Source organism: Scandinavium tedordense, assembly GCF_024764965.1.
In the GTDB taxonomy this organism is placed as follows: domain Bacteria; phylum Pseudomonadota; class Gammaproteobacteria; order Enterobacterales; family Enterobacteriaceae; genus Scandinavium; species Scandinavium tedordense.
In genome coordinates this window covers 549,934-574,823 of the sequence record NZ_JALIGG010000058.1, presented here as the reverse complement: position 1 = coordinate 574,823, position 24,890 = coordinate 549,934, and the positions used below count along the sequence as shown (strand labels likewise).

At 50.3% G+C, this 24,890-nt stretch carries 24 protein-coding genes; 14 read left to right on the top strand and 10 right to left on the bottom strand.

Annotated features, from left to right (window positions below; translation table 11 throughout):
* Window positions 1-253 precede the first annotated feature (253 nt).
* The 7 genes from MUU46_RS22135 (at window position 254) to MUU46_RS22105 (ending at window position 7,523) form a co-directional block, all read left to right on the top strand.
* Entirely contained in the window at window positions 254-1,285 is a 1,032-nt protein-coding gene (locus tag MUU46_RS22135) for a fimbrial protein (protein ID WP_258966731.1), read from the top strand.
* Window positions 1,286-1,747: 462 nt separating this feature from the next.
* Window positions 1,748-2,287 carry a fimbrial protein gene (locus MUU46_RS22130; protein WP_258966730.1) on the top strand — a complete coding sequence of 180 codons (540 nt, stop codon included), beginning with the start codon at window positions 1,748-1,750 and terminating at the stop codon, window positions 2,285-2,287.
* Between the two features lie 96 nt (window positions 2,288-2,383).
* The gene (locus MUU46_RS22125; protein WP_258966729.1) at window positions 2,384-3,097 is read left to right on the top strand and encodes a fimbria/pilus periplasmic chaperone; all 714 of its coding nucleotides are present in this window, start codon (window positions 2,384-2,386) and stop codon (window positions 3,095-3,097) included.
* Between the two features lie 81 nt (window positions 3,098-3,178).
* Window positions 3,179-5,770: a fimbrial biogenesis usher protein gene (locus MUU46_RS22120; RefSeq protein ID WP_258966728.1), complete on the top strand. Its 2,592-nt coding sequence runs from the start codon at window positions 3,179-3,181 to the stop codon at window positions 5,768-5,770.
* Window positions 5,770-6,294, top strand: coding sequence for a fimbrial protein (locus MUU46_RS22115; RefSeq protein ID WP_258966727.1), 525 nt, complete (start codon window positions 5,770-5,772; stop codon window positions 6,292-6,294). The genes MUU46_RS22120 and MUU46_RS22115 overlap by 1 nt, the downstream gene beginning before the upstream one ends.
* Window positions 6,295-6,304: 10 nt before the next feature.
* Complete coding sequence (locus tag MUU46_RS22110) at window positions 6,305-6,835, top strand: fimbrial protein (protein WP_258966726.1); 531 nt, start codon at window positions 6,305-6,307, stop codon at window positions 6,833-6,835.
* Entirely contained in the window at window positions 6,828-7,523 is a 696-nt protein-coding gene (locus MUU46_RS22105) for a fimbria/pilus periplasmic chaperone (protein ID WP_258966725.1), read from the top strand. Before MUU46_RS22110 ends, MUU46_RS22105 begins: the two co-directional genes overlap by 8 nt.
* 40 nt (window positions 7,524-7,563) lie before the next feature.
* Here MUU46_RS22105 and MUU46_RS22100 read toward each other — a convergent pair whose 3' ends face one another.
* Window positions 7,564-8,451, bottom strand: coding sequence for a LysR family transcriptional regulator (locus MUU46_RS22100; RefSeq protein ID WP_159759231.1), 888 nt, complete (start codon window positions 8,449-8,451; stop codon window positions 7,564-7,566).
* Window positions 8,452-8,983: 532 nt separating this feature from the next.
* Between MUU46_RS22100 and MUU46_RS22095 the strand changes: the two genes are divergently transcribed.
* Both MUU46_RS22095 and MUU46_RS22090 read left to right on the top strand, forming a co-directional pair.
* On the top strand, window positions 8,984-9,907 hold the full coding sequence (locus MUU46_RS22095) for a LysR family transcriptional regulator (protein WP_258966724.1): 924 nt from the start codon (window positions 8,984-8,986) through the stop codon (window positions 9,905-9,907).
* Between the two features lie 22 nt (window positions 9,908-9,929).
* A complete protein-coding gene (locus MUU46_RS22090; protein ID WP_159759227.1) occupies window positions 9,930-10,772 on the top strand; it encodes a LysR family transcriptional regulator in 843 nt (280 codons plus the stop codon).
* A 141-nt stretch (window positions 10,773-10,913) separates the two neighbouring features.
* Here MUU46_RS22090 and MUU46_RS22085 read toward each other — a convergent pair whose 3' ends face one another.
* Window positions 10,914-12,389, bottom strand: a complete 1,476-nt coding sequence (locus MUU46_RS22085; protein WP_258966723.1) for a pyridoxal phosphate-dependent decarboxylase family protein — start codon at window positions 12,387-12,389, stop codon at window positions 10,914-10,916.
* Window positions 12,390-12,403: 14 nt separating this feature from the next.
* A complete protein-coding gene (locus tag MUU46_RS22080; RefSeq protein WP_258966722.1) occupies window positions 12,404-13,789 on the bottom strand; it encodes a diaminobutyrate--2-oxoglutarate transaminase in 1,386 nt (461 codons plus the stop codon).
* A 494-nt stretch (window positions 13,790-14,283) separates the two neighbouring features.
* On the opposite strand from MUU46_RS22080, the gene lysC reads away from it, so the two are divergent.
* Together lysC and MUU46_RS22070 are read left to right on the top strand one after the other, a co-directional pair.
* Window positions 14,284-15,645: a lysine-sensitive aspartokinase 3 gene (gene lysC, locus MUU46_RS22075; RefSeq protein WP_258966721.1), complete on the top strand. Its 1,362-nt coding sequence runs from the start codon at window positions 14,284-14,286 to the stop codon at window positions 15,643-15,645.
* Between the two features lie 173 nt (window positions 15,646-15,818).
* Window positions 15,819-15,983: a YnfU family zinc-binding protein gene (locus MUU46_RS22070; protein WP_258966720.1), complete on the top strand. Its 165-nt coding sequence runs from the start codon at window positions 15,819-15,821 to the stop codon at window positions 15,981-15,983.
* A gap of 232 nt (window positions 15,984-16,215) precedes the next feature.
* Here MUU46_RS22070 and MUU46_RS22065 read toward each other — a convergent pair whose 3' ends face one another.
* Both MUU46_RS22065 and fusA read right to left on the bottom strand, forming a co-directional pair.
* Window positions 16,216-16,500: a VF530 family protein gene (locus MUU46_RS22065; RefSeq protein ID WP_258966719.1), complete on the bottom strand. Its 285-nt coding sequence runs from the start codon at window positions 16,498-16,500 to the stop codon at window positions 16,216-16,218.
* 141 nt (window positions 16,501-16,641) lie between these two features.
* Entirely contained in the window at window positions 16,642-18,744 is a 2,103-nt protein-coding gene (gene fusA, locus MUU46_RS22060) for an elongation factor G (protein WP_258966718.1), read from the bottom strand.
* 220 nt (window positions 18,745-18,964) lie between these two features.
* Here fusA and MUU46_RS22055 point away from each other — a divergent pair, with 220 nt between their 5' ends.
* The 3 genes from MUU46_RS22055 (at window position 18,965) to MUU46_RS22045 (ending at window position 21,154) form a co-directional block, all read left to right on the top strand.
* Complete coding sequence (locus MUU46_RS22055; RefSeq protein ID WP_159759217.1) at window positions 18,965-19,279, top strand: ArsR/SmtB family transcription factor; 315 nt, start codon at window positions 18,965-18,967, stop codon at window positions 19,277-19,279.
* Between the two features lie 98 nt (window positions 19,280-19,377).
* On the top strand, window positions 19,378-19,716 hold the full coding sequence (locus tag MUU46_RS22050; RefSeq protein ID WP_159759215.1) for a ProQ/FinO family protein: 339 nt from the start codon (window positions 19,378-19,380) through the stop codon (window positions 19,714-19,716).
* A 106-nt stretch (window positions 19,717-19,822) separates the two neighbouring features.
* Complete coding sequence (locus tag MUU46_RS22045; protein ID WP_258966717.1) at window positions 19,823-21,154, top strand: glycoside hydrolase family 10-like protein; 1,332 nt, start codon at window positions 19,823-19,825, stop codon at window positions 21,152-21,154.
* 83 nt (window positions 21,155-21,237) lie between these two features.
* Here MUU46_RS22045 and MUU46_RS22040 read toward each other — a convergent pair whose 3' ends face one another.
* The 5 genes from MUU46_RS22040 to MUU46_RS22020 all read right to left on the bottom strand — a co-directional run bounded on the left by MUU46_RS22040 (window position 21,238) and on the right by MUU46_RS22020 (window position 24,799).
* Window positions 21,238-21,795, bottom strand: coding sequence for an RNA polymerase sigma factor (locus tag MUU46_RS22040; RefSeq protein WP_258966716.1), 558 nt, complete (start codon window positions 21,793-21,795; stop codon window positions 21,238-21,240).
* A gap of 5 nt (window positions 21,796-21,800) precedes the next feature.
* A complete protein-coding gene (locus MUU46_RS22035; protein WP_258966715.1) occupies window positions 21,801-22,244 on the bottom strand; it encodes a hypothetical protein in 444 nt (147 codons plus the stop codon).
* Between the two features lie 97 nt (window positions 22,245-22,341).
* Window positions 22,342-23,295 carry an autotransporter domain-containing protein gene (locus tag MUU46_RS22030; RefSeq protein ID WP_159759207.1) on the bottom strand — a complete coding sequence of 318 codons (954 nt, stop codon included), beginning with the start codon at window positions 23,293-23,295 and terminating at the stop codon, window positions 22,342-22,344.
* Window positions 23,296-23,345: 50 nt separating this feature from the next.
* Window positions 23,346-24,146: a MipA/OmpV family protein gene (locus tag MUU46_RS22025; protein ID WP_185153759.1), complete on the bottom strand. Its 801-nt coding sequence runs from the start codon at window positions 24,144-24,146 to the stop codon at window positions 23,346-23,348.
* Between the two features lie 137 nt (window positions 24,147-24,283).
* Window positions 24,284-24,799 carry a DUF6622 family protein gene (locus MUU46_RS22020; protein ID WP_258966714.1) on the bottom strand — a complete coding sequence of 172 codons (516 nt, stop codon included), beginning with the start codon at window positions 24,797-24,799 and terminating at the stop codon, window positions 24,284-24,286.
* Between the last annotated feature and the right edge of the window lie 91 nt (window positions 24,800-24,890).

Here is a 24,890-nt window from a genome sequence, read left to right as displayed (position 1 = left end):
AATTTAATAACCAGGAAATTAAAACTTCAAATATAGTTCTTTAAATTCATCGAATTATGTAATTACGTAAAAAGACTGAACGGCGAATCAGCATATTCAAATTTGCATCGACAGGGTTTAATTTCATAGTATCTTCACTTGAAGGAACCAGATAAAAAGCCATTTATAGGTGTGTTACCTGAACATGTAGAGAAAACATTAAATTTCAGAATGGCAATGTTTTATATCTTACTAAAGATAATGAGAAATTAAAGTGAAGAAATCAAAAATCCTATTTTCCTTAGCTAAGATAATTGCCATGCTCGGGGTTATGTTTGTCTCAGTGCCTGCAATGGCCAATGGCAACTGTACTAATACCAATGGGCCGAATCAAATCACGATAGACACGGGCAATCGGCAACTTACTGACCCTGCTAATAATACAGCGGGTTATGTCATGGACCAGGCATATAGCTGGAATGGTTACAGTACCACCTTCTCGTGTGCTTGTTCGGCTAACGGCAACTGGGTACTAACCTCCTTTATGCTACTCCCTGATGCCGGAGATGGCTGGTATACCTATAATGATTACCTGGATATGAAACTGACTATCACCAATATTGGTGGGATTGGTAGTCGGGATGTTCCTTTCGAAAATCTGGTAGCCTCATCTATGAAATGTTACTCAGGTGCCAAAACATGGCCTAATGCATCAGGCACCAATGGCTACCTTTCGCTAAGAATAAAGAAATCAATGGTCGGAGTCATCAATTTACCACAGATGAAAGTTGCGGCCATATATGCCTGTTTAGCCAATGATGGTCTCTGTGATGCCTCTACGCCACCAACGGCTGAATATTATTTCACCGGCACGGTCACTGTGCCGCAAAACTGTGTGATTCACGCAGGAACACAGCTGAGTGTTTCATTAGGTGATTTTTACAGTAGTGATTTTAAAACGGTTGGGCAAAAACCCGATAACTACACCCCAAAAGCCTTTACTGTGCCGATCACCTGCAATGACATGAGTGCCACGGCAAATCTGACGTTGCGTATTGAAGGTAATGCTTCAGTTGCTGTCCCTGATGCCCTGCAATCAGACAACAGTGATGTAGGCGTGATTGTAACAGATGAAAGTGGTCATTCATTGGTACCTAACGATATGACCAGCAAGATCTCTTTTCAGTTGGATGCTAATAACAGTTCTAATATCACGTTACATGCTTATCCAGTGGGCACCACTGGCAATACTCCTGCAGTAGGGACATTTACCACACTGGCTTATTTACGGATCGATTTTGCTTAATGACGTTGCCGCAGAATAGACGTCACCTGGTGATAAATGAAAATAGTTATCAGTTAATGCGATTGTCACTGACTTATTTTAAATACTTAACGATGGATAATTTATTTGTGATGTAACCGATGAAGCATGGCGCGGGTTTTACAGCTCGGCCCTCTGAATTTTCGCCATAAGTTTAATCCTATCCGTTATTTGTTTTTAGAACATTGAATTGCATAACCAAAGAGTTTGAATTTGCATTAATATCATAAGGTTAACGATGTTTTTAGGCGTACTGAATTGTATCGCTCTTTTTGATGTTTGCATCGATTAAGTCGTATTTCGTAGTATCTCGTTTGTGGGTTCCAGCCGAGTTAGCCATTTATGTTGTTACCCTCTACGTTACCGCGCCGCTATTAGATGCATTTTTTATGCAGCTAACATAATAACCCGGATGTTAAATCTACTGATATTTAAGGACGCATTATGAAGTTTAAAAACATTGCCTACACCACTTTAACTGCTGCGTTATTCGCTGCGGGTGCAGCCCATGCTGGCGCGATAACCGTACAAGGTGGGACAGTCGATTTTACTGGCGAGGTTGTTGACCCGGCATGTTCCGCCGTCGCCAGCACCCCTACTGTCACGCTGGATCCCGTGTCAACCACGCTGCTCACAGACCCAGGTCAACCGGCTGGCCAGCAAAAAGACTTCAGCATCACTCTGCAGAATTGCAGCGCCACCGTGCTCAAAAATGTCGGTATTACTTTTAATGGTACCGCGGACGGCACCTTGCCTGACGCGCTGAAGAACACCGCCGGCGCAGGAGCAGCAGAACACGTTGCATTGCAGCTGTACGGCCCGGATGACCAGACTTTGGCGCTAGGCAGCGACTCCTCAGTTGTTGCCGTACAGGACGGTGCCGACACGACCATTCCGTTCAAAGTTGACTATATCGCGACTGATGATGCCGCAACGGCCGGTAGTGTGGCTGCGACGGCGACATTTAACATCAATTACTCCTGATTGATTGCATACCTCCGTGCGTGCACGGAGGCTGCTTTTGGCTCTGCTAACGGAAGGCGTGGAGTCAGGTCAACAGGTATAAAAGGGAACCGACTTATGAAAAAAAACACGATAAATCACCGCAATGCGATAACCGCACTTTTTAGCGCCGGGCTGTTGTCATTGGCGATTGTTGGCTCAGCCAGTGCCAGCACAGGCGGTATTGCACTGGGTGCAACACGGATTATTTATCCACAGGGAGCAAAAGAAGCCTCGCTGTCACTGAGCAACACCTCCACCGGGAATGTCTATCTGATTCAGTCGTGGATAACCAATGTTGACGGCAGCAAATCAGCAGATTTTGTACTGACCCCCCCGCTGTTCACCATGAAACCGAAAAAAGAGAATACGTTGCGGATTATGTACAACGGTCCAGCACTGCCCAGCGATCGGGAAAGCGTGTTCTACCTGAACAGCAAAGCGATTCCTTCAGTCGATAAAAATAGTATTAAAGGCAATACCTTGCAGATTGCCACCCAAAGCGTCATCAAATTATTTGTGCGCCCGAAGCATCTCCCCTCGAATTCAGTTGATGCGCCAAAACATCTGACCTGTCGGGTCGAGGGCGGCCGCGTGACGGTTAAAAATTCGTCCCCTTACTTTGTCACCCTGGTCCAGTTCACTGTGGGCGGTCAAAAATTGCCGAATTCCATGGTCTCGCCAATGAATTCACTGACGGTTGACGTCCCCGGTCATAAAAGCGGGCCCGTTCGTTTTCAGACGGTCAATGACTACGGCGCCAATACCGCCACGCAGTCTTGCGGCGCGTAAGGCCCCCCAAATCTAACCAAAAGGAATGCTAAAGCGTCGGCAGCACGTCGGCCATAGGTGTGCAGGAAGGAAAGGGATACTATGCCAGTGCAAAATAAATCTTATAAAATAGCGCCTCTGGCTGTTGCGATTGCGATGGCATCTGCGAATGGCTATGCCGATGAATACTTTAATCCGGCATTTTTATCTGACGATCCTTCTGCGGTCGCCGATCTGTCTCGTTTTGAAGGCGGCACACAAGCACCCGGCACTTATCGCGTTGATATTTATCTCAACGATACGTTTCAGTCGCGAAAGGATATTCAATTCCAGGCGGCTAACGCCCTTCCCTCTGCGGGAGTCGATGAGACCGGCCTGACCCCGTGTCTGACTCCGGCACAGTTGAGTGCCATGGGTGTTAACATTGAGGGAAAACCTGCGCTCGCCGATGCCGACCCGGATAAATGTCTGGATATTGCTACCGCCATTGAAGGGGCAGCGACCCAATTTAATTTTGAGCGGTTGCGTCTGGATATTAGCGTTCCGCAGGCGATGATGAACAATTCTGTCCGTGGCTATATCCCGCCCTCACAGTGGGATGAAGGCATCAACGCACTGATGTTGAACTACAATTTTAGCGGCTCGAATAACGACGACAAACAAAGCGGCGCCAGCAATAACTATTTTTTGGGCTTGCACAGCGGCCTGAATCTCGGCCCGTGGCGCCTGCGTGATTATTCGACCTGGAACTACAGTAGCAGTAGTCATAACAGCAGTAGCGACTGGCAACATATCAATACCTGGATTGAGCGGGCGATCATTCCATTGCGCAGTGAACTGGTCATCGGCGACAGCACCACGCCGTCAGATGTTTTCGACAGCCTGGGTTTTCGTGGTGTGCAACTGGCATCCGATGACAATATGCTGCCAGATAGTCTGCGTGGCTTTGCTCCGACCATTCGCGGTATTGCACGTACCCATGCGCAAGTCACCATTCGTCAAAATGGTTACACCATTTATCAAAGTTACGTCCCACCAGGTGCCTTCGAAATCAATGACTTGTTTCCGACCTCATCCAGTGGTGATTTGGTTGTAGAAGTCAAAGAGACTGACGGCAGCGTTGACGTCTATTCCGTACCTTATGCCTCTGTGCCGGTACTGCAACGCGAAGGTCATATCAAATATGCCGTCACCGCGGGCAAGTATCGTAGTAATTCAGAACTGCAGGATGACGTCAATTTTGCGCAGTCTACGTTGCTGTGGGGTTTACCCGCCGGATTTACGGCTTATGGCGGCACGCAGGTCGCGAAGAATTACAATGCCTTTGCGCTCGGATTGGGCGTCAACGTTGGTACCTTTGGTGCATTGTCGCTGGATGTGACCCAGGCTAACAGTATTCTGGCCGATGACAGCAAACACAGCGGCGCCTCGCTACGCTTTTTGTACGGTAAATCACTTAACAGCACCGGGACTAACTTTCAGCTGGTCGGCTATCGTTACTCGACCGAAGGGTTTTATACCCTTGAAGAGAGTACCCGGGAGCGCATGAATGGCTATGCCCGTAATTCACAAAACGACGATCCCCAATCCCAGGTCGCCCCCAGTGACTATTACGATCTGCGCAATAATAAACGCGACAAAATCCAGCTCAACATTTCCCAACAACTTGGCAGCAATGGCTCGGTCTACATCAACGGCAGTCGCCAGACCTATTGGCGAACGGGCGTTGTCAACACGCTGGTACAAACCGGATATAGCGGCAACCTGTACGGTGTTTCATGGACGCTCAACTACAGCTACAACAAAGTCCCTGGGCTGCGCGAGGCGGATAACCGCGTAGCGCTGGGTATTTCAATCCCTCTCGGCCAGTGGCTGACCCCATCGGGGGATATTACGCGTCAGCAACATAATGCCTATGCGACTTATAGCATCAGTAACGATACGCGTGGACACACCACCCAGAATGCTGGTTTGAGCGGCACGCTGCTGGAAGATGACAATCTGAATTACAACATTCAACAGGGCTATCAGAACCAGGGCGGCGGCGCCAGTGGTTCGGTCAGCATGAATTATGATGGTTCCTGGGGAAGTGCCAATGCAGGCTATAACTACAGCGATAACGGCAATTTCCAACAGGTCAACTATGGGCTGAGCGGCTCCATTGTTGCGCACCGCAATGGCGTAACACTGTCACAACCATTGGGTGAAACCAATGTCCTGATTGCGGCGCCAGGTGCTGATGATGTGAAAGTCGAAGGTAACACCGGGTTGCGTACCGACTGGCGAGGCTATGCCGTCGTTCCTTATGCCACCACCTATCGCCGCAACCGTATGGCACTGGATACCACCACCCTGCCGCAAAACGTTGATCTGGACGATACCGTGGTCAACGTCGTACCGACCCGCGGCGCATTGGTACGGGCCCGTTTTGATACCCATGTCGGCGCTCGGGCCCTGATGAATCTGACTCATAACGGCAAGGTGGTCCCTTTTGGAGCCATCGTCACCACAGAAAAAGGCAGTAACAGTATTGTCGGCGATGACGGACAAGTGTATCTGTCCGGTCTGGCACAGAAAGGCAAATTGACGGTTCGCTGGGGGGACGGTGACGCCCGCCAGTGTGTGGTGACATATCGCCTGCCAGACGATGCCAGCCAGAATGCCATCAACAAATTAACGAGAGTGTGCCAGTAATGAAGTCGACATTTTTAAACTCATCCCTGCTGATCAGTTTGCTGGTGATGTCGGCAAGCCTCAGGGCAGAAACCTATAACCTGCAAATGACCGGGACCATCCTTTCCCGAACCTGTGAAGTGGAAAATGAGACGCAAACGGTCGATATCGGTAAGTTTTCGGCATCAGATTTTACATCAACCGGTAGCGTCAGCGCGGAAAAAGAGTTTGATATCAGGCTCACCGGTTGTGGTTCCTCCGCCAGCGGTGTGGTTATCAGTTTTTCGGGCATCGCTGATAAAGACAACTCACGCCTGCTGGCACTTTCTGATGGCGACAATGTGGCCAAAGGGGTCGGCATAGAGATACTCGACAACAAGACACGGGTATTGATACCGATTAACTTTGACGGCGTTCCCGCTTATTCGCTGACACCAGGCGCGGACAATACCCTGACTTTCGCCCTGAGGTATAAATCGACGCAGGATGTTGTTGTCCCGGGTAACGCTGCGGCGGTGATGTATTTTGATTTGCAGTATCAATGAGGAGTTGCTGATGATACGCCCTGTTTTTCGCGGCCTTACCGCACTCTCCCTGCTCGCCTTGTGGGCTGCAAGCCCTGGTGCACATGCCGGAACAATCAATATTACCGGTTCGATTGACGGCAATACCTGTGCCGTTTCAGCGGATTCAACCGCTTTGCTGGTCAAATTTGGCTCGGTCAGCAGCCAACTCTTTACCCATTCCGGTGACGGCGGTCGATATGAACCTTTCACCATCTCGCTGGAGAAATGCGGGGGGAGTGCAAGCAATGTCACGGTCACCTTTACGGGTAATGCTGACAGCAGCAACCCTGAATTGCTGGCATTGACCGCTGATGCAGATGCAGCAAAGGGGGTGGCGATTGCTATCTATGACAATAACAAAACGCTTATCCCGCTGGGTCAGCCAGGCGGGAGTACCGAACTCACGCCTGACCAGGCCACGGTGACCATGACTTTTTATGCCCGCTACCTGGCGAATGGAGATACCGTTTCCACTGGCCCGGCTAATTCATCTGCAACATTTATGCTGAATTATGCGTAATTTATTCTGCACCCTGGTGATGACCCTTCTCACCATTCCCTGTGTCCAGGCCGGGGTGGTGATTGGTGGCACTCGCGTGGTATATGGCGAAAAACAAAGCAGCGTCACCCTGCCTTTGCGCAATAACAGTCAGACTGCGTGGCTGATTAATAGCAAAATTTCGACCGGCGGCAGTTGGCCTGGAAGTACGCTTTCGGCAAAAAAAGCACCGTTTGTGATAACGCCTCCGCTTTTTGCCCTGAAGGCCGGGCGTGAAAGTACGTTACGAATAATTTATACCGGTGGCTCACTTGCCCGTGATCGCGAAAGCGTATTTACGCTCAGTATTGCGACGATACCGTCCGGTTCGCCCCACGATAACAGCGTGCAGGTTGCCATTCGTTCACAGCTAAAACTGTTTTACCGTCCTGCCGGGCTGCAAGGTTCCGCTCAAGACGCGACCCAAAAACTGCGATGGACACGAGTCGGTAAGCAATTACGGGTGGAAAACCCTACCCCTTACTACGTGACGCTATTCAATTTGCATGTGAATGGTCGTGAAGTACGTAATGCCGGGATGGTTGCCCCTTTCAGCCAGCGTAATATCGACGGATGCTCGCAGGCCGCGCAATGTCCGGTAAGCTGGCAAGGTATTAATGATTTTGGCCGGGTGCTGCCCGAGCAACGTATTGATAACCCGGGTCGATAATTTCGCGCTTATAAAGGGCGAATAATGGCGAAGTTGAAGGTCATAACGTCTGCTGGATTTTGGCTATCACTTGCTGAAAGACCTGATCATTTGACAGGGAGTGATGATAATGAAGGTAACATTCATAGGTCATCTGCAAATTATCCGGTAAGTTGAACAACGTCACGGGCAACACAGACTCAAGCTTGCGCCCGAGGCGCACAGGCATACGGGTTATCGCATCGGAATACGCACACAGTAACGTCACATTCAGTGTACTGCTCGATATCCACACCTTGTTTTGTTGATCGAACAGATTACGGAAGTTACGCGTTTGCTCGATATCATCGCTGATAAAATGCATACCCCGGGACCACAGAACATGACCATTTTCATGCCAGTCCGCAGTAGTGAATTGGTCACAAATTGAAGGATGCCCTTTTCTGGCAATGATCCCGACATCGGTTGAAAACAGTTTCATCTGCATGATAGCGCTGTCCACCGGCAGGCGCGAACCAATATCGATATCAACCTCTTTGTTACGCAGCGCCGCCAGACGGCGAGTGTCATTCTCTTCAGTGGGAACAAAACTGAGCTCTGCCCCTTTCTGTACTGCGTTCCCCCACTCAAGCGCCAGCAGGAATTCAAAAAGTGAATAGGTACTGATGGTAAACGCCCGACTGAGGCTGGAAGACATGCTATCTTCGGGGAAATAATCCTGCATCATCCCTTGATAACGTTGGCTAAGTTCTGTCGCCAGTGTATTCGGTTTCATCCCTTGCCGAGTGCGGAAAAACAGTGCGGATCCTGTTGTTTTTCTTGCTTTATTGATCAGATAGGTTACTGCTGCTGGAGTAACTTGTAACATTTCTGCCGCTTTGGTAACGCTACCTGCTGTACTGAGGGTATAAATGGCTCGGAGGACTTTGATATCCAGTTCTACATTCATTTCAGATAATCCTACGTCACACCGATACTGTGTCCATCAACAATATAGCCATGATAGCAGCAAACACGCCCTTCATCCTCCCGCTTATTAGTGTAGGGATTGAAATTGTGGGTTCTATGAAGCAAACTCCCTCGCGGAAAAAGTAAGTTTTGCAATAATCATCCATTCCTGTGTTATATCGGTTTATTTTCTGCTGTTTATGCTCGGTTGTTAATATCATTTTGACAGTGCCGCATAATGGTTAATAATGAAGTGAGTGTTACGCCCTACCTCCCCTCCATTTTTAGTATTTTTTATTTTACTTTTTAATTTAGTTAAATATCCATTAAACCCAAGTAAAAACAATGGGTTAAGCGGTCACCTTGAGATGTTACTCATATGCAATGTAACTAATGTGTTTTTATGTATTGTTTGCATTTCGATTTGACACTACATTTCATCTGACATGGTATTTTGTAAATAAACACAAAATTATCAATCCTTACTTTATATATATTATAAAGGAGGTGCTGGCTGAATGGAGTGTTACGGCATGTCACAGACAATAGAGTTAAAGCTACTAAAAATCATTAACACCCTCGTTGTATGTGGTAGCGTTAAAACAACAGCAAAGTTGCTTAACTTAAGCCCTGCTGCAATTAGTTACTCGTTAAAAAAACTCAGGGATATTACCGGGGAACATCTCTTCATTCGAACCAGAACCGGAATGAAACCAAATGCGACGGCTTATGAGCTCAGTCAGCGCTATCAAAAGTATTTCGCAGCGGATGTCGATATTAGCCGTGATGAAAATCAGCAGAATGAAAACAGTCTGACCATTTTGAGCTATTCGCCAGTGGAAATGTTGCTTTCAGAGTCAATTGCCAGTTTGGCCCATCAGCCCGATAAGTATCGTTATAGCTTTTTACCTTATACCATTGACGTTAATGAGCGTCTGGACAACCTGGTCAATAAAAATGCGTATATCGATATTGGTGCCGAACTGCCGCAAGACAAAGCAGTCAGCAAAGTGAAACTGTTTACCTCAAATATTTCAATACTCGCCAGCATGCATAATACAGACATTCCAACAGATGTGAGTTGTGCTGATTTATATCAGGCTAAACATGCTATATGGTCATCCCTCGGCGATTACTACTGTGAAAATATGCAAGTCTCTGGGGAAGTAAAAAAATATATCCAGGAGAGAGATGTGGCGGTGGTTTCCGGCAGCATCATTAACATGGTAGAGCTTTGCGCCCGGAGTAATTACATCATGCTGTTGCCTGATATTTTCATTCCATTATTTACTCAGGCATTCGCTGTTAAACGCCTCGCACTGCCAGCGGAACTGAGAATGAAGCATGATTGCTATATCCATTTTAATAATAAAATGACAGAAAACCCCATTATGACGCGTCTGATCGATGACATCATTCACTCTGTGAGAACAACATTTACCTGTCAGTCACCCTAGCTTTGTCACCGCTGGAAGAACAATGCATACAATAAGCCTACAAAAACTAAAGATAATCAATGAAGTCATTGAGTGTGAGAATGCGATGAAAGCTGCCTCACGTCTAAAAATCTCACCGTCAACGATTAGCTACACCATTAAGAGTCTGAAAGAGAAGCTTGGTACTGATATTTTTATCAGAACCCGTTTCGGCTTAAAACCAAATGATACTGCGTTGGCTTTGCAAGCGCGTTATCGAGAACTGAATGCGCTAAACACATCGCGAAAAGAATATTTTATTGCGACATACTCTTTAATTGAGCTGTTGCTGACCGAGTCAATTCAATCCCGCGATGATTCGACCCTGTTCCATTTTATTACGATGGATGCCGGCGAAGATGAGCGTCTGAGCAAACTCAAACAGCGCGAAGTGGATATAGATATCGGGGGGAAACTTCCGGATGATGTTGCTCTCGTCTCTAAAAAATTTCTGCAATCTGATATGAAAATTCTTGTCAGTGAGAATCACTCGACGATTGATGACAATTTCACTCTCTGTGACTGGCGTAATAATACCCATCTTCGCTGGCGTCGGGATCTTGGTAGTATTACCAGCATGGTTGATGGGATGAATACAGCTGATGAACTTATCCTTAATCGCGATATTTTATGGGAAAGCCCTAATTTACTGACCATGGCTTATTTATGCTCTAGGGGTGATTCAATCATGATTGTTCCAGAGGTGTTCATTGGCGCCCTGCAAAAAATATTCCCATTAAAGCCATTCCCCCTTCCAAATGAACTAAATTTGAAATTTGAATGTTATATTCATCACCATCGTTCTTTAAAGGTTGAGCTGGACGATATCGATTTGAAGTTTATGTAAACTTCCGGTGCGGGGACACGCCAATTATTGGGCTATATCGTCTACCGTGGTTGGATAAGTCCGCGCGCTACGTGAAACCGCTTACAAGCAAATTGCAGATTTCACGCAGCGCATGGCTGACTTTACTTCGACGCTAAGCGTTTAGGACTGGAACTCTGCGTGGAGCAATGTTTCAGCCGTATCCTTCACGCTTGCCAGCAGGATTTTTACATCCTCCAGACAAACTGTTGGGTTCAATAGCGTCATCTTGAGGCACGTTATACCGTCGGCTTCGGTTACACCAACGTTGGCGCTCCCGGATGCCAGCAAAACGTCGCCGATACGTTGGTTTAGCAACGCGACAAATGCGCTGTCGCCACTTTCCGGGCGGAAGCGGAACAATACGCTTGCCAGCTGAGGCTGCATAATCAGTTCCAGCTGCGGCTGTGCTGAAACATATTCAGCCACATCTTGCGAAAGCGTTACACCATTATCAATGATGTCGGCGTACTGCTTTTTGCCTAACGCTTCAAGGCCCATCCACAGCTTGAGGGCATCAAACCGACGCGTCGTTTGCAGTGATTTCGACACGAGGTTTGGCACGCCCTGCTCTTCGTCAAAATCAGAATTCAGGTAAGCCGCCTGATAACGCATCAACTCGAAATGACGCGCGTCTTTCAACAGGAATGCACCACAGCTGATGGTCTGGAAGAACTGCTTATGGAAATCCAGGGTGACAGAGTCTGCGCATTCCAGGCCGTTCAGGTAATGGCGATACTTCTCAGAAAGCAGCAGTGCTCCGCCCCATGCAGCATCAACGTGAACCCAGATATTTTCTTGAGCGGCAAGCGTTGTGATCTCGACTAACGGATCAATAGCACCTGCATCCGTCGTGCCAGCGGTGGCCACAATCGCCATCACCTGTTCACCTTGGGCTTTCGCCTGTGCCAGTTTGACTTGCAGATCAGCAAGGTCCATCCGTGAGAACGCATCGGTTTTCACTTGGGTGACGGACTGATAGCCCAGACCCATTAATGCCATATTTTTCTGCACAGAAAAGTGCGCGCTTTCTGAGCAGAACACTTTGATTTTGCTAAGATCGCCGGTTAACCCCTGCAACTGGACGGAGTGCCCCTGACGAGCGAAGAAAGCATCACGCGCCAGCATCAGGCCCATCAGGTTACTTTGGGTGCCACCACTGGTGAACACGCCGGCATCTCCGGCGCTGTACCCAACCTGCTCACGCAGCCACTGAATGAGTTTTACCTCAATGATGGTCGCTGACGGACTTTGATCCCAGGAGTCCATACTCTGGTTAGTGGCGTTGATCAACACCTCTGCGGCCTGGCTGATGACCAGGCTTGGGCAGTGCAGATGCGCCACGCATTGGGCGTGATGGACAGAAAGACTGTCCTTGAGGAAATACTCAACTGCACGCGCAATGGCGGCCTGGTTACCCAGGCCTTCTGAGGTAACGTTCAACTGGATGCGCTCGCGCAACTGGTCGACGGTTTTCCCCTGATACATTTCAGGCTGCTTTAACCAGTCGACAACCGCCTGGCTGCTCTGCTCAATGGCGTCCTGATAGGCGGCGATACTTTGCGGCGAACCGGACAGAATCGGGTTGTTATCTGACACTGAGTTAGCTCCGATTAAACTGGCTTAATGCCAGCGCCCAGCAAGGCATTTTCAAATTTATCGAGGAAGATTCCCAGCTCTTCATCTGTGATCAGCAGAGATGGCAGCAGGCGCAGGACGCAACCATGACGACCACCGCGCTCCAAAATCAGACCGGATTCAAAGCATTTTTTCTGCAACAATGCAGAAAGTTCGCCATCCGCCGGGTAGCATCCCATGTGATCCTGCGCTTCATCCGGCTTCACGATTTCAATGCCGATCATCAGGCCCAGACCACGTACGTGACCGATAACCGGGTAACGTTTTTGCAGGTCAGCCAGTTTACCCTTCAGCCATTCACCCTGGACGGCAACTTTATCGGCAACTGACTCATCTTTAAGGATTTTAAGCGTGGTCAGGCCGGTAGCCATCGCCAGCTGGTTACCGCGGAATGTCCCGGTATGGTGGCCTGGCGCCCATGCGTCGAACTGTTTTTTGATGCCCAGTACGGCCAGCGGCAGACCGCCACCGACAGCTTTAGACATTACGATGATGTCAGGCTCGATTCCGGCGTGCTCAAAGGCGAACAGTTTGCCGGTGCGACAGAAACCAGCCTGGACTTCGTCGAGGATCAGCAGAATGCCATGCTCCTGCGTGACTTTACGGATGCGTTGCAACCACTCAACCGGGGCCGGGTTAACACCGCCCTCACCCTGAACCGCTTCAAGGATCACCGCCGCTGGTTTACGAACGCCGCTTTCCACGTCGTTGATCAGGTTTTCGAAATAGTAGGTCAGCGCTTTAACGCCAGCGTCACCGCCAATACCTAGCGGGCAGCGGTACAGATGTGGGTAAGGCATAAACTGCACTTCCGGCATCATGTTGCTGACGGCTTCTTTTGGTGAAAGGTTTCCGGTTACGGAGAGCGCACCGTGCGTCATCCCGTGATAGGCGCCGGAGAAGCTTATGATGCCTGAACGGCCGGTGACTTTTTTCGCCAGTTTAAGCGCGGCTTCAACTGCATCCGCGCCTGATGGACCGGTGAATTGCAGGCAATATTCTTTTCCCTGACCCGGTAATAAAGAGAGTAAATAAGATGAAAATTCATCTTTCAGAGGAGTAGTCAGATCCAGCGTATGTAACGGTAAGCCGCTGCTGATGACACTTTGAATGCTTTGCAGCACGTCAGGATGATTATGACCCAGCGCCAACGTTCCGGCGCCTGCCAGACAATCAAGATATTGATTATTTTCAACGTCGGTTATCCATACGCCCTGCGCTTTGGCAATCGCCAAGGGCAGCTTACGTGGATAACTTCTGACGTTAGATTCAAACTCGGCTTGTCTTGCGAGGAAGGTATCATTGCTTTGAGGTAATGAATGAGCACTTAAAGTATCAATACGGACTTTATCCGTCATCATATCACTCCTACAACCACGGGTATTATTAACACCGGATTGAGTTAAAGGTTAAAAGAATTGCCTGTAAAAAACGCGGCTAATATATGTTTTTTTAAATAAGGACTCAATCATTTTTTTAATTTACAAATTTCCCTTTTAAATCAATTAGTAAAAGAAAACCCCTTGATTGTGCACTGACATTTGTGACTGTTTGCAATGTCATGAAACACATCGCTTTCTTATGGCTTGCTCCTTCCTGATGCAAATTTTTTGTTAATGATGCAAGGATCATCCTATAAGGCATTATTTTCATTGATTTATTTCTTAAGTAAAATAAAACATCGATCCCTAAAGATAAATCACTTACTATGTCGCGCTTATTTACGGATGCCGTAAATAAAAAACTAAACAGAAGTGTTCGCGGGCGAACATTTCGTAAGGTGAAGCGTGCTTCCCTTATGCCGAGAATGAAAGTTTCTTGCCATTTTTTTATGGCGCCCTGACATGAGAGTGTTATGACACGCGTTTATCCACAATTCGTCATTGCCAAATTTGGCGGTACCAGCGTTGCTGACTTCGACTCTATGCATCGTAGTGCCGGTATTGTTCTTGCAGATGACCACGTTCGTCTGGTCGTTTTATCTGCCTCCGCAGGCGTTACAAATCTATTAGTCGAACTTTCTGAAGGGCTAGAAAGACACGATCGAATGGATAAAATTGATACCCTTCGTGCGCTCCAGCACAACATTATTTCCCGTTTGAAATCGCCGTCGGTCATTGGCAAGGAAATCGATCAACTCCTTGAAAATGTTACTCGTCTTGCAGAAATGGCATCAACATCGCCGTCCGCTGCACTGAGTGATGACCTGGTCAGCCATGGCGAGCTGATGTCTAGCCTGCTTTTTGCTGAGGTGCTTCGTGAACGTGAAGCCAGGGTTGAATGGTTTGATGCACGTAAAGTCATTCGAACAAACAACCTTTACGGCTGTGCCGAACCCCAACTCAGCGATGTGGAAACACTGGCTGAAGCCCGTCTACGTCCACGCCTTGAACAGGCGATAGTGATCACTCAGGGATTTATCGGCAGTGATGAAAATGGGCATACGACGACGCTTGGCCGGGGCGGCAGCGACTACACCGCGTCCTTGCTTGGGGAAGCATTGCACGCCGCGCGAGTCGATATCTGGACTGATGTCGCCGGGATCTACACCACCGATCCGCGCATTGTGGCGCAGGCGCAGCGCATCGACCATATCTCTTTTGCCGAAGCCAGCAATATGGCCGCTTTTGGTGCGAAGGTGCTTCATCCGGCGACCCTGTTACCGGCAATGCGCAAAAACATCCCGGTATTTGTCGGTTCCAGCAAAAATACAGCTGCCGGTGGAACGCTGGTTCAGCGCGAGACAGAAAAACCCCCGCAATATCGTGCCATTGCTGTTCGTCGTAAACAGACGCTGCTGAGATTACACAGCCTGCACGCGCGACCGGCATATGCATTTTTTGCCGACATTTTTGCCATTCTGGCAGAGCATCAGGTTGATGTGGAGTTGATCACCACCAGCGAAAGAGGCATCGCGATGGCTCTGAACGGCACGGGCAGCACGTCCGGAGACGATGACACGTTGACCACCGCGCTACTGACCGCACTCTCTTCTCATTGCCGGGTTGAGATTGAAACCGGTCTGGCTTTGGTTACGGTGATTGGTAATCAACTCCATCGTAGTCCTGGCGTATGCCGGGATGCCTTTATGGAGTCAGAAGAGTATTGCGTGCGAATGATTTTCCATGGCGCAGCCAATGACAATTTGTGTTTCCTGCTGCCAGATGATGTGGCCAATGGCGCGATTGCTGCACTACATCTTCGGTTATTTGAGTAAGCCAGAACAGGGGCGTGCAGGCGTCCCTATTTCATCTCAGCAGCTGTGCGATATTGTTTAATCAAAGCGCTATTGAATCGACCTCACGTATCCCATGATATTCCGATGGAATACACATACTCTTTTGCCCCTTCGTGCTATGGTGAGGTCCGTTCATTGAAGAGTTAATCATCATGTCTTTTCTCGACTACGCAATGAAGCTCATTGGTGGTGCGTCAACGACGACGGTCACCTGCCCCAATTGTGGTTTTAAATCAACACAGGCTGCCTCAAAAATACGACTCAAACAGGCAATGCTGTGTCCGGGATGCAAATCCCTGTTTGTCGCGTCACGCTAATCTCTCGCACCGCATTCAGAACACCAGTCTGGTGTTCTGTTTTCATCTTCAGGCCCAATTCTTTGCATCGAAAAAACGTTGATCATTATGCCTGACTTATCTTTGGCATAAGGCGACAAAATACGCCCTTTACATAAATCAACCGCCTGATGTGTTTTCTATATTGTCATGGACGTTAATTAAAGATGCTTACTTTCTTTATAGTCAGGCGAAAAATAACATTGCGCCATAATTAGTCCTGCGGCTTTTTACCCTGCCAGTTTGCCCATGGGCTTTCATCATCGATGTTCTCTTGCTCGTCGTGAAGGTAATCAATGTACAAGTCTTCAACTTCTTTGCGTGCCCACGGCGTACGACGCAGGAATTTCAGGCTCGACTTTATGCTCGGATCGCTTTTGAAACAGTTAATTTTGATTCTTTTCGCCAGTTCGGGCCAGCCGTATTTATTCACCAGCGTGTTGAGTAGTGCTTCGAGCGTGACGCCGTGCAGCGGATCTTTTGAGGGCGGATTGGTCATAATATGTCCTGCGATTCTTGTGAAATTGCGCACACCATACTGGCTCCAAAAGCCATGTGCAACCTACGGGGAGCGCGGCACAGGCTTCAGGCAAAAAAACGGGAGCGCTCAATCAAGAACACTCCCGTCAGGTATTACCTTTTATGCTTTGGCACGTTTGGCGATGATGTCATCCGCTACGTTGCGCGGTGCTTCGGCATAATGATGAAACTCCATGCTGTACGTGGCTCGACCCTGAGACATCGATCGCAGGGTGGTGGAATAACCGAACATCTCCGCCAGCGGTACATCGGCGCGAATAATTTGGTTGCCAAATCGTTCCTCCATGCCCTGCACCATCCCTCGACGTGACGACAAATCGCCCATGATATTCCCGGCATAGTCTTCCGGCGTTTCTACTTCAACGTGCATTATGGGCTCCAGAATTGCCGGATCCGCTTTACGAAAGCCCTCTTTGAAACCAAAGATTGCCGCCATGCGGAACGCCAGTTCTGACGAGTCGACGTCATGATATGAACCAAATGTCAGCGTCGCTTTCACATCCACCACCGGATACCCGGCCAGCACGCCGCTGCTCATCGCTTCGCGTAGACCTTTCTCCACCGAAGGAATGTATTCGCGCGGAACCACGCCGCCTTTGGTCGCGTCTTCGAATTTGAATCCGCTACCAGGCTCTTGCGGCTCAAGGCTCAGCACCACATGACCATACTGACCTTTCCCTCCGGACTGGCGCACAAACTTGCCTTCGATTTCCTTCACCGGTTTGCGGATCGTTTCTCGGTATGTGACCTGCGGCCGTCCGATATTCGCATCCACGCCAAACTCGCGTTTCATACGGTCGACGATGATCTCCAGATGCAATTCACCCATGCCAGAAATAATCGTCTGCCCGGATTCTTCATCCGTGTGCAAGCGGAACGACGGATCTTCCGCCGCCAGACGCTGCAGCGCAATGCCCATTTTCTCCTGATCGGCCTTGGTTTTCGGTTCAATCGCCAGAGAAATCACCGGCTCCGGAAACTCCATTCGTTCCAGCGTGATAATGTGGTCCGGATCCGTCAGCGTGTCCCCGGTGGTTACATCTTTTAGCCCCACGCAGGCGGCGATATCCCCGGCGCGCAGTTCATCCACTTCATGCCGGTCATTCGCATGCATTAATACGATACGGCCAATACGCTCTTTCTTGCCTTTAACCGGGTTATACACGGCGTCGCCTTTTCTCAATACGCCCGAATAAACGCGAATAAAAGTCAGCTGGCCAACGTACGGATCGGTCATCAGTTTAAACGCCAGCGCCGAAAACGGTTCGTCATCGCTCGGGTGTCGTTCCGCCGGTTGGCCCTGTTCATCAATCCCGTCAATGGCCGGAACGTCCAGTGGCGACGGCATAAGCTCCACCACCGCATCGAGCATCCGCTGCACCCCTTTGTTTTTAAAGGCGCTGCCGCACAGCATCGGCTGAATGTCACCGGCAATCGTTCGCTGACGCAGCCCGGCGATAATATCGGCTTCGTCGAGGCTGCCCGTTTCCAGATACTTATCCATCAGCCCATCGTTGGCCTCTGCGGCTGCGGCCACCATTTTCTCACGCCATTCCTGTGCTATTTCCAGTAAATCCACCGGAACCGGGCCGTAGCTGAAGGTCATGCCCTGGGTTTCGTCATCCCAGTGGATCGCCCGCATTTTGATGAGATCAACCACGCCGGAAAAGTGTTCTTCCGCACCAACTGGGATGACGATCGGTACCGGATTCGCTTTCAGGCGGTCTTTCATCATCTGCACGACGCGGAAAAAGTCAGCGCCCTGTCGGTCCATCTTGTTGACGAAAGCCAGCCTCGGCACCTGGTATTTGTTGGCCTGACGCCACACGGTTTCGGACTGCGGCTGCACACCGCCGACCGAGTCATACACCATCACCGCGCCGTCGAGCACACGCATGGAACGTTCAACTTCAATAGTGAAATCCACGTGACCAGGGGTGTCGATTATGTTGACCCGATGCGGCTCAAAATCACGATCCATTCCGGACCAGAAGGCACTCACGGCGGCAGAGGTGATGGTAATACCGCGCTCCTGCTCCTGCGCCATCCAGTCCGTCGTTGCCGCGCCATCGTGCACTTCACCCAGTTTGTGGCTCATTCCGGTGTAAAACAGAATGCGCTCGGTGGTGGTGGTTTTACCGGCATCGATATGCGCGGAGATGCCGATGTTGCGGTAACGTTCGAGGGGGATGGGTCGAGGCATGATGCGTCCTTAAGTCTGTTGACTGTCAATCCGCGGCCGGAATTGACCGCGGGTTATGTAACGGCATCTATAATAGTACAACTGTACGAGTATATTCGAACTATATTAGCTATAGCAGCAATCGGTGAAACACCACCCCGATGCGTAGCGTTCAGCGAGGGCTTTCGGTATATTAGCGCCCTCTCGCTTCCGCACATTCACCGGTAAATACAGGAACAGTATGATCGCCAATCATCCGGAACGTGAACAGATTCGCCTGGAAAATGTCCTTTTTGCATTAGGGAATGCATTGCGTCTGGAGATAGTAAAAGCGCTTGCGGATGGCAGTGAACTGAGCTGCGGCGCGCTGCGGCAGGACGTGGCGAAGTCAACCATGACACATCACTGGCGCGTTTTGCGTGACAGTGGCGTTATCTGGCAACGCCCTCAGGGGCGGGAGAATAGAATTTCCCTGCGCCGCGACGATTTAGATGCGCGTTTCCCCGGCTTACTGGATACGCTACTTCAGTCTATCCAAAACAATTCTGCGCAATAGCCAAAATAACAACCAAAAGTAGTCCCTGCCCGTTTCCTACGCCTGACATATCTTTGTTTTATACTCATAAAAAAACCAGATACCTTTGGGGTATTACCGTGGATAAAAACCAACGTGCCATGATGCTGCGTGAGAGTTGGCCATTACTCTTTGCACATGAACGGCCTAAGCCGCTTAAAGTCCGCATCATGCAGGATCTGATCAACGACGCTATCCGGCGTGATATTGATTTCCCTGGGGTTGAGATAGGCAAAGCGTTGAAACGCTACACCCGTAGTATTCCCTATCAGATGGCGCTCGCCAGTGAATACCAGCGCTACGGTATCGACGGCAAACCCGACGGCGTAGTGACGGATGAACAACGTGCCATGGCGCAGAACTGGTTGAATAACAACCCAAATTATCCACAGGTAGTTGAGCGATCAGAAAAAGCTTGAGCGCAGAATGCGTTTTGATGCGTTCACAAACTTTCCGGGTTGCTCCACAAATCGAATCATACGAGAATGAGTCTCGCTAATGTGAAGGCCTGCATAAAACAGGGATATGATTATCAGCTCACGTAAACTCTCCATAATTGCACGAGTCACTATTACCGGGGCGCTGATTGCCAGTGCACTTCTGCTTGCTAATTGCACATCAGAAAAACCGAAATCACTGGTGACGCCGCTGCCACCGGTAGCAAAACATCCGCTACCTGACAGACCTGCCGACAAACACGCCGTGCGCGGCGTATGGTTGACCACCGTTTCGCGTCTTGACTGGCCGCCGGTGTCATCGGTTAACGTCAGCGATGCAGCGGCCCGTGCCAATCTGCAAAAGAAAGCGCTAACCGATAAGCTGGATAAGCTGCAAAGCCTTGGCATTAACACCGTCTTCTTCCAGATTAAACCCGATGGCACTGCCCTCTGGCCGTCCCAGATTTTGCCATGGTCAGATATGCTGACCGGCAAAGTGGGCCAGGATCCGGGCTACGATCCGCTGCAGTTTATGCTCGATGAAGCGCACAAACGCGGAATGAAAGTCCACGCGTGGTTTAACCCGTATCGCGTCACGACCAATACCAAACCTGGCACCGTGGCAGAACTGAATCGCACGCTGTCAATGCACCCGTCCAGCGTGTTTGTAGCGCATCGCGACTGGATCCGTATTTCCGGCGATCGCTATGTTATTGATCCGGGCATTCCCGAAGCGCGTGACTGGATAACCAGCATCGTGGCAGAAGTGGTGTCGCGCTATCCGGTTGACGGCGTACAATTCGATGATTACTTCTATACCGAAACCGCCGGTTCTGCGCTGAACGACAGCCAGACGTTCCGCATTTACGGCCAGGGTTATGCCTCGAAGGCCGACTGGCGTCGACACAACACCGAACTGCTGATTACCCAAGTGTCACGGACTATCAAACAGCTGAATCCAAACGTTCAGTTTGGCGTGAGCCCGGCTGGTGTGTGGCGCAACCGCTCGCACGATCCAGCGGGGTCCGATACCCGTGGCGCGGCGGCGTATGACGAATCGTTTGCCGACACCCGTTTGTGGGTGCAAAAAGGACTCCTGGATTACATTGCGCCACAGGTTTACTGGCCGTTCGCTCGCGATGCGGCGCGTTACGACGTGCTGGCAAAATGGTGGGCAGATGTGGTGAAACCGACGCACACCCGTTTATATATCGGTGTGGCGCTCTATAAGGTTGGGGAACCCTCAAAGAATGAGCCAGACTGGACCGTTCAGGGCGGTGTGCCTGAGCTGAAAAAACAGCTCGATTTAAACGATGCGCTACCGGAAGTTCAGGGCACCATTCTGTTCCGTGAAAACAACCTCAATCAGCCGCAGACTCAGCAGGCGGTAAATTACCTGCGCAGTCGCTGGGGAAGCTGATTCGATTTGCCCTGCCTGATGACGCTAACCCGTATCAGACCGACACTTGCCCGACCGGTGCTAACACCGTCGGGCAATTTCTTTTATTGCGTCAAATCATCGTAAACACTACGTAACCGGGTTCTCAGGTACAACACCGCTTTGTGTTTGCGCGACAACAACGCCTGCACACTGTCGCCAGTTTCCTCGGCCAGTTCTTTATAACTCAACCCTTCCAGCTCCGTACGTTCAAACACCTCACGCTGTGCGGGCGGAAGTGCCGCCAGCGCATCGTTTAGTTCTTCCCACAGCAGCGCCTTCAGGTAATCGTCTTCTGGCGTTTGTGCTACACCAAATAACGTTTCCGCCAGTTCATCTTCCGGGAAGTTACCGTCTTCGTCAGCTGAGGAGAATGCCGACAGCGGTAATTCACGCTTTTTACGCGCTCTGTCGGTCAGTTCGTTCCGGGCGGCGCGGAACAACCAGGCGGCGATATTTTCCACGGGTTGTTCCACTTTCATGAGCTGCCAGGTGATTTCCTGTAGTACGTCATCGGCATCTTCGCGCACCGCCGTGCGGCCACGGATAAACGCAGTTAATCGCGAACGACAGGTGTTAAGGGCCGAAAGCAGCAGGGAATCCTTCGCCATTCCGGCTTTCATCCGAATTACTCGCCTTCCGGCGTTTTCACCACAGGCTCTTCAGGCTGTTGGCGCATATCGGCCCTTTGGTCACGGCGTTCGTGCCAACCGCGATGGTGACAATGCCCACGACGACCAAAGCCCTCGCGACGCTGTTGCATAAAGGCTTCGCGCTGTTCCGGGGTCATTTGCATCCAGCGTTCGTGCATCCGACGACGCATTCCGCCAAACATGCCCGGACGGAAACCAAGGCCGCCAAACAGAATACGGCACAGTACCAGCAGCCCTAATGCCTGCCAGAAGCCAATCGCTTTAACGCCGATGATGGCGGGCAGCAGCGCATTCCACAGCGACATCACCAACAGGCCCAGTACGACAAAAATCACTGCACCCATAACCAGCGGTTTCGCCATCCGATGGCCGCCAAAACCGCGACCACGTTGATGTTCATGCATATCAAAATCTCTCATTAGAATTACCTCATCTTAGGAATTAAATCGTGTTCGTGCTGAGGTAGACGTATGAGGAGGAAAAATATTGCTGAAAAAATGAAAAAAAAGAAAAGTGTTAAAAACTCATCGCCAGGCCAATGCCGTAGCCGGCGGTGTTTTCACCAAACATATAACGGGCCACCAGCCGGGTGCGGGTAATGAAAACCGGGTATTTGCTGCTGTCCAGCTCGATGCCTAACCCCAGAGAACTCAGACTGTTGAAGCCCAGTTCGCCGCGCTGAGATCCCAGGTATTCGGTGTGAGCACCTTCAAGCACATAACGCACCGGGCTTTTGAGCAGCGTCCAGTCTAAAATCGGTGCCCGGCGTCGGAGATAAAGGCCCAGGTTTTGCGCGGTAGCCTCGCCCTGTACCGCGTCCGAGGTGCTACCGAAGGTTTGCAGATTCATGCTGGAATAGCGTAATTCAACGTCGATATCCTGCGGTTTCGACACCAGTTCGTAATCAAGCATCAGCGAACCGCCCAGCCCGTAAGCATTCAGCCTCCCACCGTCGAGAAACTTGAAATCTACATCCTTACGCCGTTCCAGCACAAAGCCGCCGATACGCACATCGCTGGCCATGGTGCCCAGCATGACGTTAGCAATCGGGCGGATAACCAGTTTGCCGCCCCGGCTATCGGTATACAGCGGGAAATCCCAGCCGATGCCGCCGGTGGCGGTCAGGCTGTTCCATTTGGTCGGAACTTTACGGGTGCGGTTGCCGTCAGATAATACGAAATGCGGATCGAAGCGGCTGTAGCCCATCGTGCCTTCAACATAAATGGGCACGCTTTCACTGAGCGTTGCTCCGCCGCCAAACTGGGTGATATCGAGCTCGTTTTTGTCGCCGCCGCTGCTGCCAATGTTCAGGTCACTGGCGGTAACGTCCGGCACAACCGTGTAACTCATCAGCGACAGAACCGCGTTGGCGCGTTGTCGAATCCGATTCCCATCGGCGGCATAGCTCAGCGTTGCCGGAAGACAGGCGGCAAGCAGCAGTAACCGAATACCCGGGAACAGTATGCTCATACGTGTTCACACCCCCCGCTGCCGTTCAACCGCGAACGCGCTGTTAATCGCTACCAGGTATAACCCACCCCGGCAATCACATAAAACTCACCGCTGTGCTGCACGATCGGGCTGTCAGCGATGTCTTTGTCGTAAAGCTCATAGTTCGCGGCAAACAAACCCATCCAGTGCGGGCTGAAACGGTAGGACGTCACTACCGCCGCCATTGGCGAGAATGTCGTGCCGGTATCCCAGGCTTTACGCTGTGGCGTGGCTTCTTCTTTCGAAACGCCGCCGAAATAGTAGTTCGCCATATTGTGACTGCGGATCATCATCCCCATCCCCGGCATTACCAGCAGATTGTCTCTGACAATCGGGAAATCCGCCCAGAGCAGGAGTTCCTGGCCGTTACTGCGCCCGGTGACATCGCTCGCGAATCGGGCGGTCAGCAGCGCATACGGCGTAATAATTGTCCCGCCGATCCCGGCTTCCAACTCCCCTTTTCGCTTATCCATGCCATGCAGGATATCGGCGTCCGACGGGTCCAGATTGCCAAAACGGTAACGGCCGTAGCCATACACTGCGACGTTATCGTCCAGACGAAAATAGTAGCGAGCGCGATCCCCGAGATACATCAGGTTATCGCCAAAATAGAGGGCGCCTGGAATAAAGTAGGTGCTGTTATCCTGATCTTTATAACGCGCCTGGCCGCTTACCGTCGCGGCGCCGACAACAAAACCTTTTGGCACAGGGCTTTGCGGGTTATCTCTCGCCAGAATATCCATCGAGCCGAGATCCACTTCGGCAGAGGCACAAGTACTGAACAACCAGAGCGCGCTAAGCGCAGCCACGGCGTTGCGGTTTAGTGTCATTTTCATTCCTGAACGTGCTATTAGCCTTCATTCGTGGCAAAAATGCAGCACAAATGACCAGAGAAAGCGTAAATTTATCAACCCATTAATGTAGACTGCCTAACCGATAAAACCTATTTTTTTAACACAGAATCATCTTAATTCACCTTTTGCATCCGACCGAAATAGCATTGCAGATAGCGTGAATATTTCCCGATAAAGCTACCAGCGAACAGCCCACCGACCACAACCGCCGCCGCGCTCATAGCGGGTTGTTGCATGGTCTGCGGCGACACCGCTACCATCACACCGAACACATATTTAATGGCAAATGCCAGCATCATTAACGGCAGCGCGGAATAATCGGCCTGACGGTTCAACGAGCGCGGCGCACTCCCGCGGCTCACCCGCTCCGGTTTTATCAGCCAGAAGCCAAGCGCCGCGCCCATAATCAGCACCGCAATCCACAGCATGACCACGCCCAACGTCAAATGCCGATAGAGAACCAAATCATAGAGATCCCAAACCAAAAATATCAGCGGGATAATGGCCAACCTCTCGAGCGTCACCGTTGCGGGCTGACGCGCCTTAATGCCACGGATCAGCAGAAACACAAACAGCACGTACACCCATATCGGCGTACCGACCAGCATATGTGCAATAAATTCGAGCATTTACAGTTCCTGGATGTGTAAAACAGAGCCATGTGCTCCGTGATGAGAAAAAGTCTGGCACAACGTTAATTACTTTGCGAATCAGAAGCCT